We start from the raw sequence: 15969 nt of genomic DNA on the forward strand, positions 1-15969 counted from the left end.
TTGTCGAAGATAGAAAAGGACATGACTGGAGATATGCTATAGATAATAGTAAGATTCAGAACCAGCTAGGTTGGAAACCATCACAAGACTTTGAGAAAATGTTTAAAGAAACTATTGAATTTTATTTATAGTGGAGGCTAATTGTGGCATATTATTCAGAAATTCAGTTAGCAACGTTTGGTTTTAAATCACTAGGTAAGAATGTAAAAATCAGTGATAAAGCCAGTATATATAATCATGAGCAAATAGAGATTGGTGACAACTCTAGGATAGATGACTTTTGCGTAGTCTCAGGCAATATTAAAATAGGTCGTAATGTCCATATTACCCCTAAGTGTTTGGTCGCTGGAGGCACTGAGGGTATAGTTTTTGAGGATTTTACTACTATCGCCTATGGTGTAATGGTTTTTACACAGTCAGATGACTATAGCGGTGACATGATGACAAACTCAACCGTGCCCATGAAGTACAAAAACGAATATAAAAAAGCCATTATAATAAAAAAACATACTATAGTCGGGGCAGGCTCTACTATTATGCCAGGAGTAATACTTGCTGAAGGAACTTCTGTAGGTGCTATGTCACTTATTTTAAAAGATACAAAGCCTTGGTGTATTTATGCTGGATCTCCAGCAAAGATAATAAAACAAAGGAGTAAAGGTTTGTTAAATTTAGAAGCTAAGTATCTAGAGAGTGAAGGTTAAGTATGAAACTATCTATAGTGATACCACTGTATCAAAATGAAAAAAATATACCTATCACTTATTCAAAGCTAAAAGAAGAAGTAATCCCATATTTAGATAACTATGAAATAATATTTGTCGATGATGGCTGTAAGGATAACTCATATCAAGAGGCTATGAAATTGCGAGAAATAGATAATAATGTAAAAGTTATTAAGCTCTCGAGAAATTTTGGTCAACATGTGGCAATATATGCTGGGTTAGAACATATATCTGGTGATTGTGCTGCTGTCATATCGGCAGATTTACAAGATCCTCCTAGCTTGCTAGTAGAAATGGTTGAAAAGTATAAACAAGGAAATAAAGTAGTGCTTGCCATTAGAGAATCAAGAGATGAAAAATGGTCGCAAAAACTTTTTTCAAAAGTATATTATAAGTTAATGCGAAAGTTTGCCATAAAAGATATGCCAAAGGGTGGCTTTGACTGTTTTCTGGCGGATAAACAAGTCATAGAAGTACTAACAAGCATAGAAGAGAAAAACACATCATTATTTGCACAGGTGCTTTGGTTAGGTTTTAAACGAGCTGAAATTCACTATACTCGGCGCTCAAGAGATATTGGTAAATCTGGCTGGACACTTTCAAAAAAAATAAAACTCGTAGTTGATTCACTACTGGCATTTTCATATGTGCCAATCAGAGCTATTTCTATTATAGGTATAGTTGATTGTATCATATGCGTCATAATGGCTATATATATTATCTTACAGAAAATATTGTTTGGAGCAAACCCTGGTTGGTCATCTATCATGGTAGTTATATTATTTACATCTGGGGTTCAGATGCTCACACTTGGTATTATTGGTGAATATCTATGGAGAAACTTTGATGAAAGTAGAAAAAGACCTCTGTATGTGCTGGATAGTAAGCATGGTTTGTGACTTTATTCGTAAATACGCATCTTTTATCAAGTTTTGTATTATAGCTGTTGTATATAACTTATTTGCATATCTGATCTTTGTAATATTTATATTATTGGATGCTAATTATCTAGTTGCTAGCACTATAGCTTTTATATTAGGAGTCGTTGTTAGCTTAGTCATGAATAAATCATTTGTTTTTAAAACTAGAAAATATAGCGTGAGGCTAGTCACAAAATATCTATTATTTTATATATTTTTACTATGCTTTAATCTTTGTTCCCTTCATATGGCAGTCAGCACATTTGATATAAATGTGTATGTTGCTCAGATTATTGTTATCGGATTATCAGCTTTGGTATCATATAATATAATGAGAGTTTTTATATTTAATACCTCTGTGGGGGATAAGAGTGAAAAATAAATATTTATTAATATCAACTTTTTTTTTATTCTGTATTTGTTTATTAATATTTTATGATTCGTATTATTTGCAAGTATGGTCCTCTAATCCTCATGGAGTAAGTGATATTCCTGATCATACCTCACTTATATTAAAGTTTGAAAAAACTAATGGATTTCCTGTTTATAGCTTTTGGTATGTGCTAGTATATCTATGTTCCTTTATGTCAAGCAGTTACGATACATTGGCATATGTTAGCATTATGTTGCTATCATTTCTTATAATAATGAAATATCTAATAACATATCGAATTATATCCTTTGGTAATAAACATAAGGATCAAGATTTATTTTTGGTAATAATAAGCATTACAATGATGTTTGTAATGCCTATAGTTAGTTTTTACAGTAACTCAAGAGGATATGTTCATATATACTTGGGTGGTATATCACCTAACCAATGGCATAATAGCACTTTAATTTTAGCAATGCCATTTTATTTATTGTTATTCGATTATTCTATTAGAAAAATTTATACTAATAATGTTAATTTCATTATTATTTTAATCCTTATTGCAGTAAGTATATTAGCAAAGCCCAATTTTGTACTAGCGTTTATTCCATGTTTAGTTATTTATACAATTTTATTATCAATAAAGTCATCAGAAAAGAAATGTAGCATAACAAAAGCTATTATTATTATATTGGTATCTTCGCTGCTATTAATGTTTCAGTATTATTATACATATATAAACAATGATACTTTTATACACCCATCAAAAACAATTTTTGCGCCATTTTTGGTTTGGAATTTGTATTCGACTCATATATGGCTATCATGTTTGCTTTCATTTGCATTTCCTCTAGCGGTATCGGTGATTTATTTTAATCAAATAAAAAAAGATATATATGTAAAGATTGCTTGGGGCACTGTTTTGATTGCAACATTAATGGTGGCTTTGTTAGCAGAGTGGCCAAATTATAGTGCTGGTAATTATTTTTGGGGAGCAATAGCTGCTAACTTTATACTTTTTATTTATTGCACAAGATTTCTGATGGCACAAAAGCTATGCTTCAAAAAGATTTTTTGTTACTGTATACTTGTATTTCATCTTGTTTCAGGAGTTTTGCTTTTATTATTATTTTTTTATAAAGGAAACACTCTTATTTTTTAAAGTAGTTTAATAACATAGGAATTCCCAATGATACCATTTAACAAACCTTGTATAGTGGATAATACTATAGATACTATAAAAGAGTCTTTTAACACAGAAAAGGTCTCTGGTGATGGTATTTTCACTAAAAAATGTAATCAATGGTTCGAAGATAAATTTGAATGTAAAAAAGCATTATTAACGACCTCATGTACTCATGCTCTAGAGATGGCAGCTATACTCATAGGTATTCAAGAGGGTGATGAGGTTATTATGCCATCATATACTTTTGTATCTACTGCAAACGCCTTTATATGGAGAGGGGCTAAGGTGGTTTTTGTAGATATTCGCTCAGATACGATGAATATTGATGAAGCAAAGATTGAGTCTGCTATAACGCGTAAAACAAAAGCAATAGTCCCTGTACACTATGCTGGAGTGGCATGTGAGATGGATACTATTATGGAAATTGCAAATAGGTATGGTTTATATGTAGTAGAAGATGCTGCACAAGGAGTTATGTCAACATACAAGGGTATAGCCTTGGGAACTATAGGGGATATTGGTTGTTTTAGTTTTCATGAAACTAAGAATTATTCTATGGGTGAGGGAGGAGCTATTATTATAAATAATCCTGATTTTGTAGAGAGAGCGGAGATAATTAGAGAAAAAGGTACAGATAGAAGTAAGTTTTTACGAGGGCAAGTCGATAAGTATACTTGGGTAGATATGGGTAGTTCTTATTTGCCGAGTGATATAAATGCTGCTTATTTATACTCTCAGTTAAAGATGGCTGATGAAATTAATGATAAACGAATTGTTCTATGGGATGAATATGCTAAAGAGTTAAAAGAGCTAGAAGAAAAAGGTTATATTTCTTTACCTAAAGTACCAAGCGAATGTAAGCATAATGCCCATATGTTTTATATAAGGACAAAATCATTGGAAGAAAGAACAAACCTTATAGATTATCTAAAGGATAATGGAATTATGGCTGTATTTCACTATGTGCCATTACACTCATCACCATTTGGTGAAAAGTATACATCATTTAATGGTAATGATATTTATACCACGAAAGATAGTGAAAGATTGGTTAGATTACCTTTGTATTATGATTTGACTAAAAAAGATATTCGCCATATTTGTAGACATTTGTTTGACTATATGAGTTCTAAAAAATGTTAAATAAAATTAGCAATATACCTGATAAATATTTGAGAGTAGATATTCGTTCCATTGCAACCATATCATTTGTAATTTACTATTTATGGATTTTTATATATACAGAGCAAAATTTTCAACAATTTAGCTATCTTAGAGTTTTATTTGCTGCATTAGCTTTTTTAATTTTATTCCTATTTATGGTTAAATTGTTTGTGAGAGATTTTTTTAAAGATAGGTTGAATGTCGGCTATGTTGATATTGTAACTTCTATCTTTATTGTGTTTGTTTTAATTGTATTTACAAAATCAATTATGTTATTTTGGATGAAGCCAGGTAGTTATGATCCTTTTTATCCATTATTAAATGCGGAATCGGGTCTTTGGCATAGAGATACAGCATTTCATGTGTCACTTATTCAAAGTATACTTAATTTTGGTTATCCTAGTATTGCTGAGAATAATACGCCTATTACTATATATCATGCATTGAGCCATTATATAGATGCTATCATTGTTTGTCTTGTAGGAGTTCAGCCTTATGATAGTTATGGTTTATTTTTTTGTTTTAAAATATCTTTATACTTATCTAGTATCTTAGTTTTTGTAACTTCAATTTTTAGAAAAAATAGTATTATAGCTCTGTTATTATCTCTTCTGATACTGATATATTTGTTTAATGATATGTGGGGAAATGCTGTTGGTTCCGAAGGCTTGTGGTTTACTTCTGTTTTGCTTCTATTGAGCTTTGGTTTTACTATTGAAAAAGTTTCTAATAGTGAATACACATTTAAATCATTTGTTGTAATAAGCATTTTAATTATTACTATTTCTATAGGAAAAGTGTCAACTGGCTTTATGTATGCTTCATTTATAGGTTTTTTGCTTTTATTCAATCATTACAGAAATAAATATGTTTATGTTACAGGTATTATTTGGTTAATATTTTTCTATTTTTTCCAGAAACTTTTAGTTGGAGTTGCAGGAGGAGAAGTAATTCAAGAGAGTTTAACCTTACTACAGATCATCGAGCAATATATATCATACTTTATTCATCCATCTTTTAGATTATGTGAATCTTATATACTACTTTTTATAATATTTATTCAGAGTGCTTTGTTTAGAAAAAATAAAAGGTTTTATTTTTTTTTGCCGGCTTTTTTAACACTTATGGTTTTAGGTTTTGTAGTATCTTCGAATAAAGAGTTAAGTACTGCAGATATAATGTATTTCGAAATTGGTTATAATTCAATATTAAGTATGCTTGTTATATATATGCTAATTAACCAATATAATAATTCTAAAGGCAGAATGCCTTATAACATCTTATTTGTGACATTACTGTTACTAGCTTCTCATAGCTATTTAGCAGTTTTTAGTAATTCTCAATTGAGCATACGACTACCAAACTATTATCAAAGTTATACGCCATTATTGAATGGTAAGAGTACTTTATATGGCTTTAGAAATTATTTATATAAATATATGCAACAGCATAATTTAACTAAAAGAAATTCAGTATTATATATACCAAAAGAGATATATAATACTGAATTAGAAATGTATATAAAAAAATATCCTTATCCTGGTAATAAGAACTGGACGGGAATGCTAATATATGCTATTAACGGAGTTCCTTTGCTATACGGTGCAAATAGCAAACCTAGTGATGGTTATGGGTATATAGATTATGGTAAATCAGCACAGTGGGTATCTCAAAACGATTTTGATACTATTTCAGCATGTAATATTGCTGATGGTAAAACTATTATAGTTGTGGACAGCTATATTAATAAGAAATTAGATTTAATACGTTGTTAATACTATTATATATTGCTTTTATTTGACTAGTAATATCATGCTATAGTAGACATAAATACAATACGAGAAAGAGTTGTGCTGGAAACACTTTTGAGATTTTGAGAGAATATTTAGAAATTATTAGGTTTTACTTATAATACAGTGAAGCCTGCTGATATTTTTTAAGGTGATTATTGAAAATGAATAAGTCTGTTTTGTCTAAGATGTTTCCAATAGGAAGCGCTAGAAGAGAAGTTGTCAGTAAAGTCTATCGTAAGTTTAGACCGAGAAGTGAGTCTGAGCTTATTAGACAGGGGTTTCTAGCAGGATCAAAAGCATTTGATGAAAGTAAAGAAACTATAATACTAATCTCTCATCAGTCGTCAGCGACTGGAGCACCTCTTTTAGGACTTAATATAGGTATGTCTCTAAGTGAGAAGTTTAATCTTATCCATTATGTGATGGACAAAGCTGAAATACATGATGATTTTAAAAAAGATTGTGTCTTACTGATAGAAGAGTTAGCTGAGAGTACTAAAAGTACATCATTAAAGATTTTAAAAGAGGTTAGCAAAGATTTCTCAATAAAGGCTGTTATTGGTAATTCAGTAACAACTTATTCGGTTCTAAGTAGTGCTAGTGACCTAAAGCTACCAACTTTATCATTAATTCATGAATTTGCAGGTTATGTTGAGTCGGCAAAGATAATGTTAGATACAATTATTGAGGCTGATAGAGTTATAGTTCCAGCTGAAATTATCAAAACTTCAATAATGGAGCAGTTAGCCAAGGCCGCTATGATTTTTAATGAGCCGTCAAATATTGTTATACAACCTCAAGGTAAACTTCCATACATACCTAGTAGCTATGGTAGTCCAGATAGTGTCGAGCAGATATTAAAGAAGATAGATGTTCAAGATAGGAACGACTACAAAATAATTGTTGCGGCAGGTTCTGTTCATATTAGGAAAGGTGTGGATTTGTTCATATACCTTTCAAAATATATAAAGAAATACTATGATGGTAAATGTAAGTTTGTTTGGGTTGGGAGTGGACTTAAGGAATCAGATTGTTCATTTTCATTTTTATTAAAAAGAGAAGTTAAGAGTTTGGGGCTAGAAGATGACTTTGTATTTTTAGGTCATCAACAGAATTTAGATAGTATTCTATCTATAGCGGATATGTTTTGTTTAACTTCTAGAATGGATCCTTTTCCAAATGTAGTGGTTGATGCTCTTGAAGCTAATGTTCCTGTAGCATGTTTTAGAGGAGCGTCTGGATCTGTAGAATTTCTTGAGAAACATAATGCAAAGGCAATAATTGTAGATTATTTAGACACTCACCAGCTTGGATATGAGATTGCTAAATATCTAAAAAAAGCTACCGTTGAGGACACTCATAACTCAAAAATAGTCAAGCAACATCTTGATTTTGGTAAATATGTTGATTTTTTAATTGAGCAGATAGATATTTGCGAAAAATATAATGCTGAAAATCAGAATATTTTAGCAAATATTGAAAAATCAAAATATTTTGATCGTGAATATATTAAGCTTTCTGAGTTAGAAGATAACTATGAGTTTTGTTATGTTCAGTCTGTTTATCACTACATACTAAGTCAACGTAAAGGATTATATCGTCTGACTCCAAATCCGTGTGCTGGCTTTTCAACCTATAAATGGGCTCTAGAAAATGATTCATACAATAAAGTTCCATTATATGAAGCTATAAAAAATAATGTTAATTCTACACATGAGTGCCACAAGACGCCATTTGATTTTGAGACAAAATATAGTGGCAAGCTTGCAGTGCATCTACATCTGTATTATGTTGATTTGGCTGAGGAATTTAATCAATATTTTAAAAATCTCCCAGGGTATGATCTGTATATTACAACTATTGGAGATGAAGATGCTTTGAGCATTAAAGAGATGTTTAAAGATAGTGGTGCTAATAATATAGAAGTTATAAAAGTTGAAAATATTGGTCGTGATGTTGCGCCAATGATATTTGATCTTAAAAATAAGATATTTAATCGCAAATATGATGTTATTGGTCATTTCCATAGTAAGAAATCTGTAGGTGTTGCAAATAATTTAGGAGATAGATGGAGAAAGTATCTATTAGATAATCTAGTAGGTTCTCAAACTATAGCAAACTCTGTTCTAAGTTTGTTTGAAAATGAGAAAGTGGGTCTTGTTTTTGCTGAGGATAGGCATTTTATGGATATGGGAGATAATAAGTCATATATCGATGAGTTAGGTGCTATTCTAGGACTATCAGAAGTAAATGAGACTCCGTTGTTCCCATTAGGAAATATGTTTTGGGCAAGGGTTGATGCCATCAAAGATATGTTTGAGTTGGAAAAGGATATAGTGATACAGCCAGAGCCTCTTCCATATGATGGCAGTTTCATGCATGCTTTAGAGAGAATAACGCCAGCTGTTGTAAATAAGAATGGCTATAAGTATGTAACAGTCTATAAGGATGGTACATCGTGGTAGTCGGAGGAGGTCAGTTAGCTCAAGTATTTCATAATTACCGAGACAATGATAGTATCGTTATTTTTGCTAGCGGAGTCTCTAATTCTAGCTGTACTGATCAAAAAGAATTTGATAGAGAAAAAAAACTTCTCGAAACTATACTCAAAGATAATTCTGATAAAAAGTTTGTATATTTTAGTAGTTGTGCATTATCAGCTGAAAATTATCCTAAAAACTCATATTATGCTCATAAAATACAGATGGAAAGCATTATAAAGAAGCTTTCAAATAAATATTTTATTATTAGGCTTCCACAACTATTTGGAAATCTAAAACTGCATAATACTCTAATAAATTATATTTATCATGCTATTAAAAGTAATAATATAATGAGTGTATATTCAGATGCATATAGATATGTTATTGAGATAGAAGATGTTAGGAAGTTTGTTGATTCATATTTGGCAAATGGTGCCCTATGTTCTACTATTGATCTTGCTAATCCATATAGATATAAGATTTTAGAGATTATAGAAACTTTTGAAAATCTTCTTAACAAAAAGGCTAACACTATAATTATACAGAAACAAGATAAATATATTTTAGACCTCAGTAAGCTTAATAGGTATATCCAGGAAAATAATATTAATATAGAGTTTGGAGAAGGTTATCTAAAAAACAAACTTTATGAAAAAATAAAAAATATAAATGGCGTATAGAGTAATACTAGCGAGTTATTTAATCTTATTGTATTTATGATTATAATGTCTAGCATATAGTTATCTAAGTTTTATAAGTAATGTCTAAATTAAGAAGTGAGAGTCAAATATTATCACATTGGCAAAATAATAAACCAATATTGAGTGTTTGTTGCACTGCATATAATCAAGAGAAATATATTGAAAAGGCTTTAGAAGGTTTTTTATCTCAACAAACAGATTTTCCATTTGAAATAATCATAAGTGATGATTGCTCGACTGATAGAACTACAGAAATACTTAATAGTTATCTTGAGCAATATCCAAATATTATTAGATTAGTTTATCAACAACAAAATCAATACTCAAAAGGGGCTTTGCCTATAAGAGACTTTATTTTACCCGTCGTCAGAGGTAAATATATAGCATTGTGTGAAGGAGATGATTATTGGACAGATTCTACTAAATTACAGCAGCAAGTTGATTTTTTGGAACAGAATCCTGAATTCATGGGTTGTGGTCATAATACCAGATTTTTAATCAATGGAGAGTTGACTGATAGATTATTTGTAGATTTTAGTAATAAGAAAGATAGTTATAAATTTGATGATTTTATTGATTCCGCTTATTTGCATACAACATCTTTAGTTTTTAGATATGATGCACATAAAAGTCAGATTAATGAATACCTTGCTAAATACTCATCTGTTAAACGTAATGATGTATATATGTTGTTGGTATTTTCAAAATTTGGTTCAATAAAATATATAGATAAAATCATGTCTGTATATAGGATGAATGATGGTGGTATATGGAGTGGCGCGGATGAGCAAGCACAGCTAATTATGTTTTTGCATGGTTGTGTAGATTTTAGCTATATATTTGGTGAGGAGTACAGAGATAAATTTCTTTACTCATTCGCTAATACATTAAGTGAAAGTGTAGGTGCTACTACACCAAATTTTATGTCAGAAGTGTTAAAAGAATTCTCAATAAGAGATTTTGAAGTTACTGTAGAGAGTTTTGCAAGATTTAAAAAAAGAGATAATGAGACTATTAGAGAATGTAGTGAGTATATTGAGTTTCTTGAAAAGCAAGTTAATGATAATAGTATCAAATCACTGATTATAAAGTTTGTTAAAGTAAGTGGGCTTTACAATATTTTTGAGAAGCTAAAGAGATAAGATAGATAATTATTTTAAAAATGAAATGAAACAATTATTTTATGTAGTATTATTATTTATAAGTGCAACTTTGAGATTAATACATTGAGTCATATAAAGTACAGAAAAGATATAGATGGTTTAAGAGCATTAGCAGTATTGTCAGTAATATTTTTTCATTTGGATATAAGCTTTTTTAAATCAGGCTTTTTGGGTGTAGACATTTTTTTTGTAATATCAGGGTATCTTATAACTTCAATAATTATCAGAGATCTTCAAGAAGGACGTTTTTCTCTTAAAAATTTTTACTTAAGGAGAGCTAGAAGGATTCTACCAGCATTGATCGCAGTTCTAGTATTTTCTAGCTTCTTCGCGTGGTTGGTGCTGTTACCAGCAGAGCTGAGACAGTATGCTAAAACAATGGTGAGTGCATTAGCATCGGTCTCTAATATATACTTTTATAACTCTTTATCATTTGGCTATTTTGCTTCAGATGCATCTATAATTCCTTTATTACATACATGGTCACTAGGCATTGAGGAGCAATTTTATTTCTTTTGGCCAGTAATGTTGATATTTGTATTTAGGCATCTCATGGAAGCAAAACGAAAGCTTCGGTGTAAAATCTAAAATGTTAGTAGTTACTCTGCTACTTTTTTCATTTTCTTTATACTTTTTCTTCTATAAAAGTGCTCAATCATATTATTACTTCCCTACCACAAGAGTATTTGAGCTTTTAGTAGGTTGTTTAGTTTCTGTTTACGGTTTAAATAGAAAGCCTATACAAACTAGTGTTTTTGCGAATATGTTGAGCGTGATAGCTCTAATACTTATGCTAGTGCCAATATTATTTATAGATGTTCAATATCCAAGTTGTTGGATGTTGGTAGTTTGTATTGGCGCTGCTTTATATATTTATGCTGGCTTTTCTGCTATAGAATTACCATTGGTAAATAAATTTTTCTCAATTAATATTGTTGTAGCTGTAGGGCTTATATCTTATTCTTTATATCTATGGCATTGGCCAATTATTGCGTATGTCAACTATTTGAGTATAGAGAAAACTACAGTTGTAAAAATTGTCATATTGTTATTAAGTTTTGCTTTATCTATTTGTTCATATTATCTTGTTGAGAAACCATTAAGATTTAAATATAAATTTTCTATACTAAAAACTCTTGGCTTATTATGGTTATTGCCCATGATTGTCGCTATTGCTTTTGCATTAAGCACCAAATATATTCCAAATTTTGGATTTAATAAAGCAATAGGAGACTTTAAAATTGTTTCTCAGCATGAAGATGGATCTTTTGTTTATGAATATCCAGAGTGGCAATCAAAGCATAAGCTTAAGTATGACAGTATTTGGCAAGATCAAGGATATAAGAATACAGCTGAGCTTAGCTCTTTAATTAAACATCACTATGATGTTGTAATATTTGGTGACTCGCATGCAAAAGTTGCAGCACCAATGATAAGTAAATGGACAGCTGATTTGAATATGACTACGCTTGTAGCCGGTGGGACTCAGCTAGCTGTTTATAATATGATCCAAGATAAGAAAGTCGAAAAGTATATCGAAGTATTGTTGGATAAGACACATCCTAAGTATTTTGTACTAGCCGGTTGGTGGAATTCATATACTGTTCATGCCAAGCTTCCAAAAGATAACAAAGCTTTATTTTTTATGGACAAAATAGTAAGTATGCTTGAAAAGAGAAATATTCAGCCTGTTATTTTGTTGGACTGGCCTTCACTCAAAGGGATGGCTCCTGCTTGTGGAATGACGAGGGTTGATAAATGGTTGGGAATAGATGGATGTGGTAGACCTTTGTCTGATATTCTAGCATCACAAAGTATCGAGCTTAAGTATATAAATTCATTACAAGAAAAGTATAAAAACTTGATAGTGATAGACCCTAAAAAAGTTATATGCAAAAATGGCTATTGCTCTAATCAGATTGATGGTGTAATACTTTATCTTGATGGTATGCAGATGGATTATTATGGACTTAACAATGCTCACCTAAATGATTATGGCTCTTATATGATTGGAGATATATATTTGAAAAGATATGGTAATCCATTAGAAAAATATAAATATCTTAGTTTATTTTTGCGATAAACTAGTGAATACAAGATTCTTACAGCTAAACTTTAGAGATATATAGAAGAAGTAATATTATAAATACATTTAGGCAAGGGATATTAAAAAAAAATATTATTCAAATATGCTATAGATATAAGTTTATTAATAACTAAGTAAATCTAGATGATTTCTTAGATCGGATAATGTTTTTAATATGCTTGATATTGTACTCTTATTTAATGAACTATATTATGTAAGAAAATGGAGTGATTAGGCAGCTTGTTGGAAGGTTGTTATCGGACCGATAAATATTTATGGTTGTAATGATATTATCTAGCTTTATACTTTTTCACTTCATTAGAAATGAGAGTGCTAACTTTTAAAAGTTTTGATATAATTAAGTATGTGTTTGTGTAGGACTTTGGTATTCGTTTAGCGTGAGATATTTGAAAGAATTTTATAGATTTATTAAACATTTGATAAATAATAGAAAGTTGTTAATGATTTTGGCATATAACGACTTCAAAGAGGCTTATCTTGGATCATATTTAGGTATAGTCTGGGCTGTGATAAGACCCGCAGTTTTTATACTAGTTATATGGATAGTATTTTCATATGGTATAAGACCAGGTGGTTCTACATCTGAAAATACTTCTTTTATTCTTTTTCTTTTAACTGGAATGATTCCTTGGTTCTTTTTCTCAGAAGCTTTTAGTAAAGCGTGCGAGTCTTTGATTAAAAACCAGTTTTTGGTTAAGAAAGTTTCATTTAGCGTTAATATTCTCCCTTTGGTTAGTATATTGTCATGTATTATTATACACTTGATACTCTTGTGTTTTCTAATAGTAGTATTTGTATTATCTGGTAGATTTCCTGATTTATATTGGTTACAGTTGCCTTATTATATGTTATGTACTATCGTATTACTTTTAGGGTTGGGCTGGTTGACATCTGCACTTAGGGTTTTTGTTAGAGATGTTTCCGAAGTTGTTGGGTTGATTGTACAGTTCGGATTTTGGTTTACACCAGTATTTTGGTCTCCAGAGAAAGTTCCAGAAAGATTTAGATTTATACTAGATTTTAATCCTATGGCATATATTATTCAGGGCTTTCGTAATATATTTATTGAGAAAGTTTGGTTTTGGCAGCAGCCAGTATCAACTATAATATTTTTAGTAATTACTTTGTCAATATTATTTTTTGGTGCGTTAGTTTTCAAAAGATTAACACCGCATTTTGGAGATGTTATTTAAATGAAAAAAGATATTGTAATAAAATTACAAAATGTGTCGAAGAACTATAAAATTTATGATTCTGCTAGAGATCGTGTTAAAGAAGCTTTTAGTATTACAAGGAAAAAGTATTATAAGGATTTTTGTGCTCTCAAAGATATTAATCTAGAAATAAAAAAAGGAGAGGTTCTTGGGTTATTTGGTTTAAATGGAGCTGGTAAATCAACTTTGTTAAAGATGATTGCAGGGGTTGTTACACCATCCTCTGGGAGGATTAATGTCAGAGGCAATATAAATGCTATGCTTGAGCTAGGTGGAAATATAAACCCAGAACTTACGGGCATGCAAAATATTATGTTCAGTTTAGATCTTAATAAGATTGAAGGCTCTGAACGAGATGAAACTATCAAGCAGATTACTGATTTCGCTGATATAGGAGATTATATATATCAACCAGTTAAGAGCTATAGTAGTGGTATGGCGGCAAGACTCGGGTTTGGAATTTCTACAGCTGTTAAACCAGATATACTTATAGTGGATGAAGTTTTAGCTGTTGGTGATGCAATTTTTCAGAATAAGTGTTTTATTAAAATTAAGCAGTTGCTTAAAGGAGGAACAACGGTAATTTTTGTTTCTCATAACATTTCTCTGATGTTGGAATTCTGTAGTCGAGCGGTTTTTATTCATGAGAGAGGCTTACTTCTTGATGGAGATCCTAAGCAGGTTGCTCACTATTATCAAAAGGCATTATTTAGTGCTGATCAAGAGAGTGCTCTTAAAGAGATTAGAGCTCTAGGTGATGAGAAGGAGTCTGAAGAGAAGGAATCTACTTCTACTACTAGTATTGTCGACCCAAATTATAAAGTTGATTTACTGACAAATTGTGTAGGTATTTATGATCATGAAGGTTCTCCTACGACCTTCTTGGAAACAGGATCAGACTATGTTTTGTCATTAAATGTTACTTTTCAACGTGATTTTGAAAAAATAAAAGTTAAATTTCTTGCTGAAGATGTTACTGGTAAAACTATTTCAACTTTTGATTCATATTCGGATAATAATCTAATTGAAAATGTTAAATATTTGGATAAATATAGTATTGTTAATAATTTTAAGTGTGATGTATTTCAAGGACATTATACTGTGTACGTGAAGTTTTTTGATATTAGTGATGCTCGTTTTGATAGCGAACTAATTGCATCTGAAATAGGTGTTAGATTTGAGGCTGGAGTTGTGGGTAAAGATAATAATATTAAAATTGGAAAGATTAAAGCATAAAAAAGGTAATGAATGAAATTTTCTATAGTAACAGTATCATACAATTCTGAGAAATATATTGAAGAGACTATCTTGAGTGTAATCACTCAAAGAGGAGACTTTGATATCGAATATATTCTAGTAGATGGTAAGTCAAAAGATAGCACTTGTGATATTATCCAAAAGTATGTAGATAAGCATAACAAAGGCGAATTAGACATATTTTGTAATAGTCTTGATATCAAGTTTATATGTGAGAAAGATGAAGGCATGTATGATGCTTTATCAAAGGGATTGTCGATAGTAACTGGTGATATAGTTGCTTATATAAATTCGGATGATTTTTATCTACCAAATGCCTTTAAAGCGATAGCTGCTGAGATGAAAAAACACGGCGAAAAAGCACAGTGGATAAATGCTAAAAATACCTGGTACAACAAGGATGGTATTATTGAAAACTCAATGTTACCACTTGTGCCATCGAGAAAGAGAATACTAAAAGGTATCCATGGTACGAGTTTGCCATCGATACAACAAGAGTCAACTTTCTGGACAAAAGCATTACAAGATAAAATGGATATGAAAAAGTTTGCTGAGTATAAACTAGCTGGCGACTTCTTTATGTGGCACGAGTTTGCAAAACATGCAAATTTACATATATGTAATAGTAATGTTTCGGGCTTTAGACATCATGAAACTAACAAGAGCCATGATCTAAGCGGTTATATGAATGAGTTTTATGATATTGTTGGCGGCAAGCCAAGAAAGAATATTTTTGATCTGTGGCATATTTTTATATATAAGTTTTATGTCAAATATACTTCAGATAATATGATTAGAAGACACAATGAGTATGTTAGAATATTCAGACATATAGGCTACAAGCTTAGTGAAAAACTAGGTAAGAAAAGTCACTAATATATCT

15 protein-coding genes are annotated in these 15969 nt (G+C 30.6%); all 15 read left to right on the forward strand.

Translation table 11 applies throughout. The annotated features are described in order from the left end of the window. On the forward strand, positions 1-131 hold a 131-nt coding region (locus tag F3D59_RS08255), incomplete at its 5' end, for a GDP-mannose 4,6-dehydratase (RefSeq protein WP_191092459.1). Between the two features lie 12 nt (positions 132-143). Further along, complete coding sequence (locus tag F3D59_RS08260) at positions 144-704, forward strand: acyltransferase (RefSeq protein WP_150464498.1); 561 nt, start codon at positions 144-146, stop codon at positions 702-704. Between the two features lie 2 nt (positions 705-706). Continuing rightward, positions 707-1624 (forward strand): glycosyltransferase family 2 protein, encoded by a 918-nt coding sequence (locus tag F3D59_RS08265; protein WP_150464499.1) that lies wholly within the window; start codon positions 707-709, stop codon positions 1622-1624. Next, a complete protein-coding gene (locus F3D59_RS08270; protein WP_191092460.1) occupies positions 1596-2027 on the forward strand; it encodes a GtrA family protein in 432 nt (143 codons plus the stop codon). The genes F3D59_RS08265 and F3D59_RS08270 overlap by 29 nt, the downstream gene beginning before the upstream one ends. A gap of 265 nt (positions 2028-2292) precedes the next feature. After that, the gene (locus F3D59_RS08275) at positions 2293-3180 is read left to right on the forward strand and encodes a hypothetical protein (protein ID WP_150464501.1); all 888 of its coding nucleotides are present in this window, start codon (positions 2293-2295) and stop codon (positions 3178-3180) included. A 27-nt stretch (positions 3181-3207) separates the two neighbouring features. Further along, a complete protein-coding gene (gene rffA / locus F3D59_RS08280; protein ID WP_150464502.1) occupies positions 3208-4347 on the forward strand; it encodes a dTDP-4-amino-4,6-dideoxygalactose transaminase in 1140 nt (379 codons plus the stop codon). Next, positions 4341-6143 (forward strand): hypothetical protein, encoded by a 1803-nt coding sequence (locus F3D59_RS08285; protein ID WP_150464503.1) that lies wholly within the window; start codon positions 4341-4343, stop codon positions 6141-6143. The genes rffA and F3D59_RS08285 overlap by 7 nt, the downstream gene beginning before the upstream one ends. Before the next feature lie 179 nt (positions 6144-6322). Continuing rightward, the gene (locus F3D59_RS08290; RefSeq protein ID WP_150464504.1) at positions 6323-8626 is read left to right on the forward strand and encodes a rhamnan synthesis F family protein; all 2304 of its coding nucleotides are present in this window, start codon (positions 6323-6325) and stop codon (positions 8624-8626) included. Further along, positions 8620-9324: an NAD(P)-dependent oxidoreductase gene (locus F3D59_RS08295; protein WP_150464505.1), complete on the forward strand. Its 705-nt coding sequence runs from the start codon at positions 8620-8622 to the stop codon at positions 9322-9324. Before F3D59_RS08290 ends, F3D59_RS08295 begins: the two co-directional genes overlap by 7 nt. Positions 9325-9404: 80 nt before the next feature. Then, the gene (locus tag F3D59_RS08300; protein WP_150464506.1) at positions 9405-10487 is read left to right on the forward strand and encodes a glycosyltransferase family 2 protein; all 1083 of its coding nucleotides are present in this window, start codon (positions 9405-9407) and stop codon (positions 10485-10487) included. 84 nt (positions 10488-10571) lie between these two features. Continuing rightward, positions 10572-11096, forward strand: a complete 525-nt coding sequence (locus F3D59_RS08305) for an acyltransferase family protein (protein WP_191092461.1) — start codon at positions 10572-10574, stop codon at positions 11094-11096. Between the two features lies 1 nt (position 11097). Next, positions 11098-12591 (forward strand): acyltransferase family protein, encoded by a 1494-nt coding sequence (locus tag F3D59_RS08310; protein ID WP_150464508.1) that lies wholly within the window; start codon positions 11098-11100, stop codon positions 12589-12591. A 464-nt stretch (positions 12592-13055) separates the two neighbouring features. Beyond that, positions 13056-13808 (forward strand): ABC transporter permease, encoded by a 753-nt coding sequence (locus tag F3D59_RS08315; RefSeq protein WP_150464509.1) that lies wholly within the window; start codon positions 13056-13058, stop codon positions 13806-13808. Further along, complete coding sequence (locus tag F3D59_RS08320) at positions 13809-15065, forward strand: polysaccharide ABC transporter ATP-binding protein (protein ID WP_150464510.1); 1257 nt, start codon at positions 13809-13811, stop codon at positions 15063-15065. Between the two features lie 12 nt (positions 15066-15077). After that, on the forward strand, positions 15078-15962 hold the full coding sequence (locus F3D59_RS08325; protein ID WP_150464511.1) for a glycosyltransferase: 885 nt from the start codon (positions 15078-15080) through the stop codon (positions 15960-15962). Positions 15963-15969: the final 7 nt, after the last annotated feature.

Origin of the sequence: Francisella sp. XLW-1 (assembly GCF_008711455.1) — a bacterium.
In the GTDB taxonomy this organism is placed as follows: Bacteria; Pseudomonadota; Gammaproteobacteria; order Francisellales; family Francisellaceae; genus Francisella; species Francisella salimarina.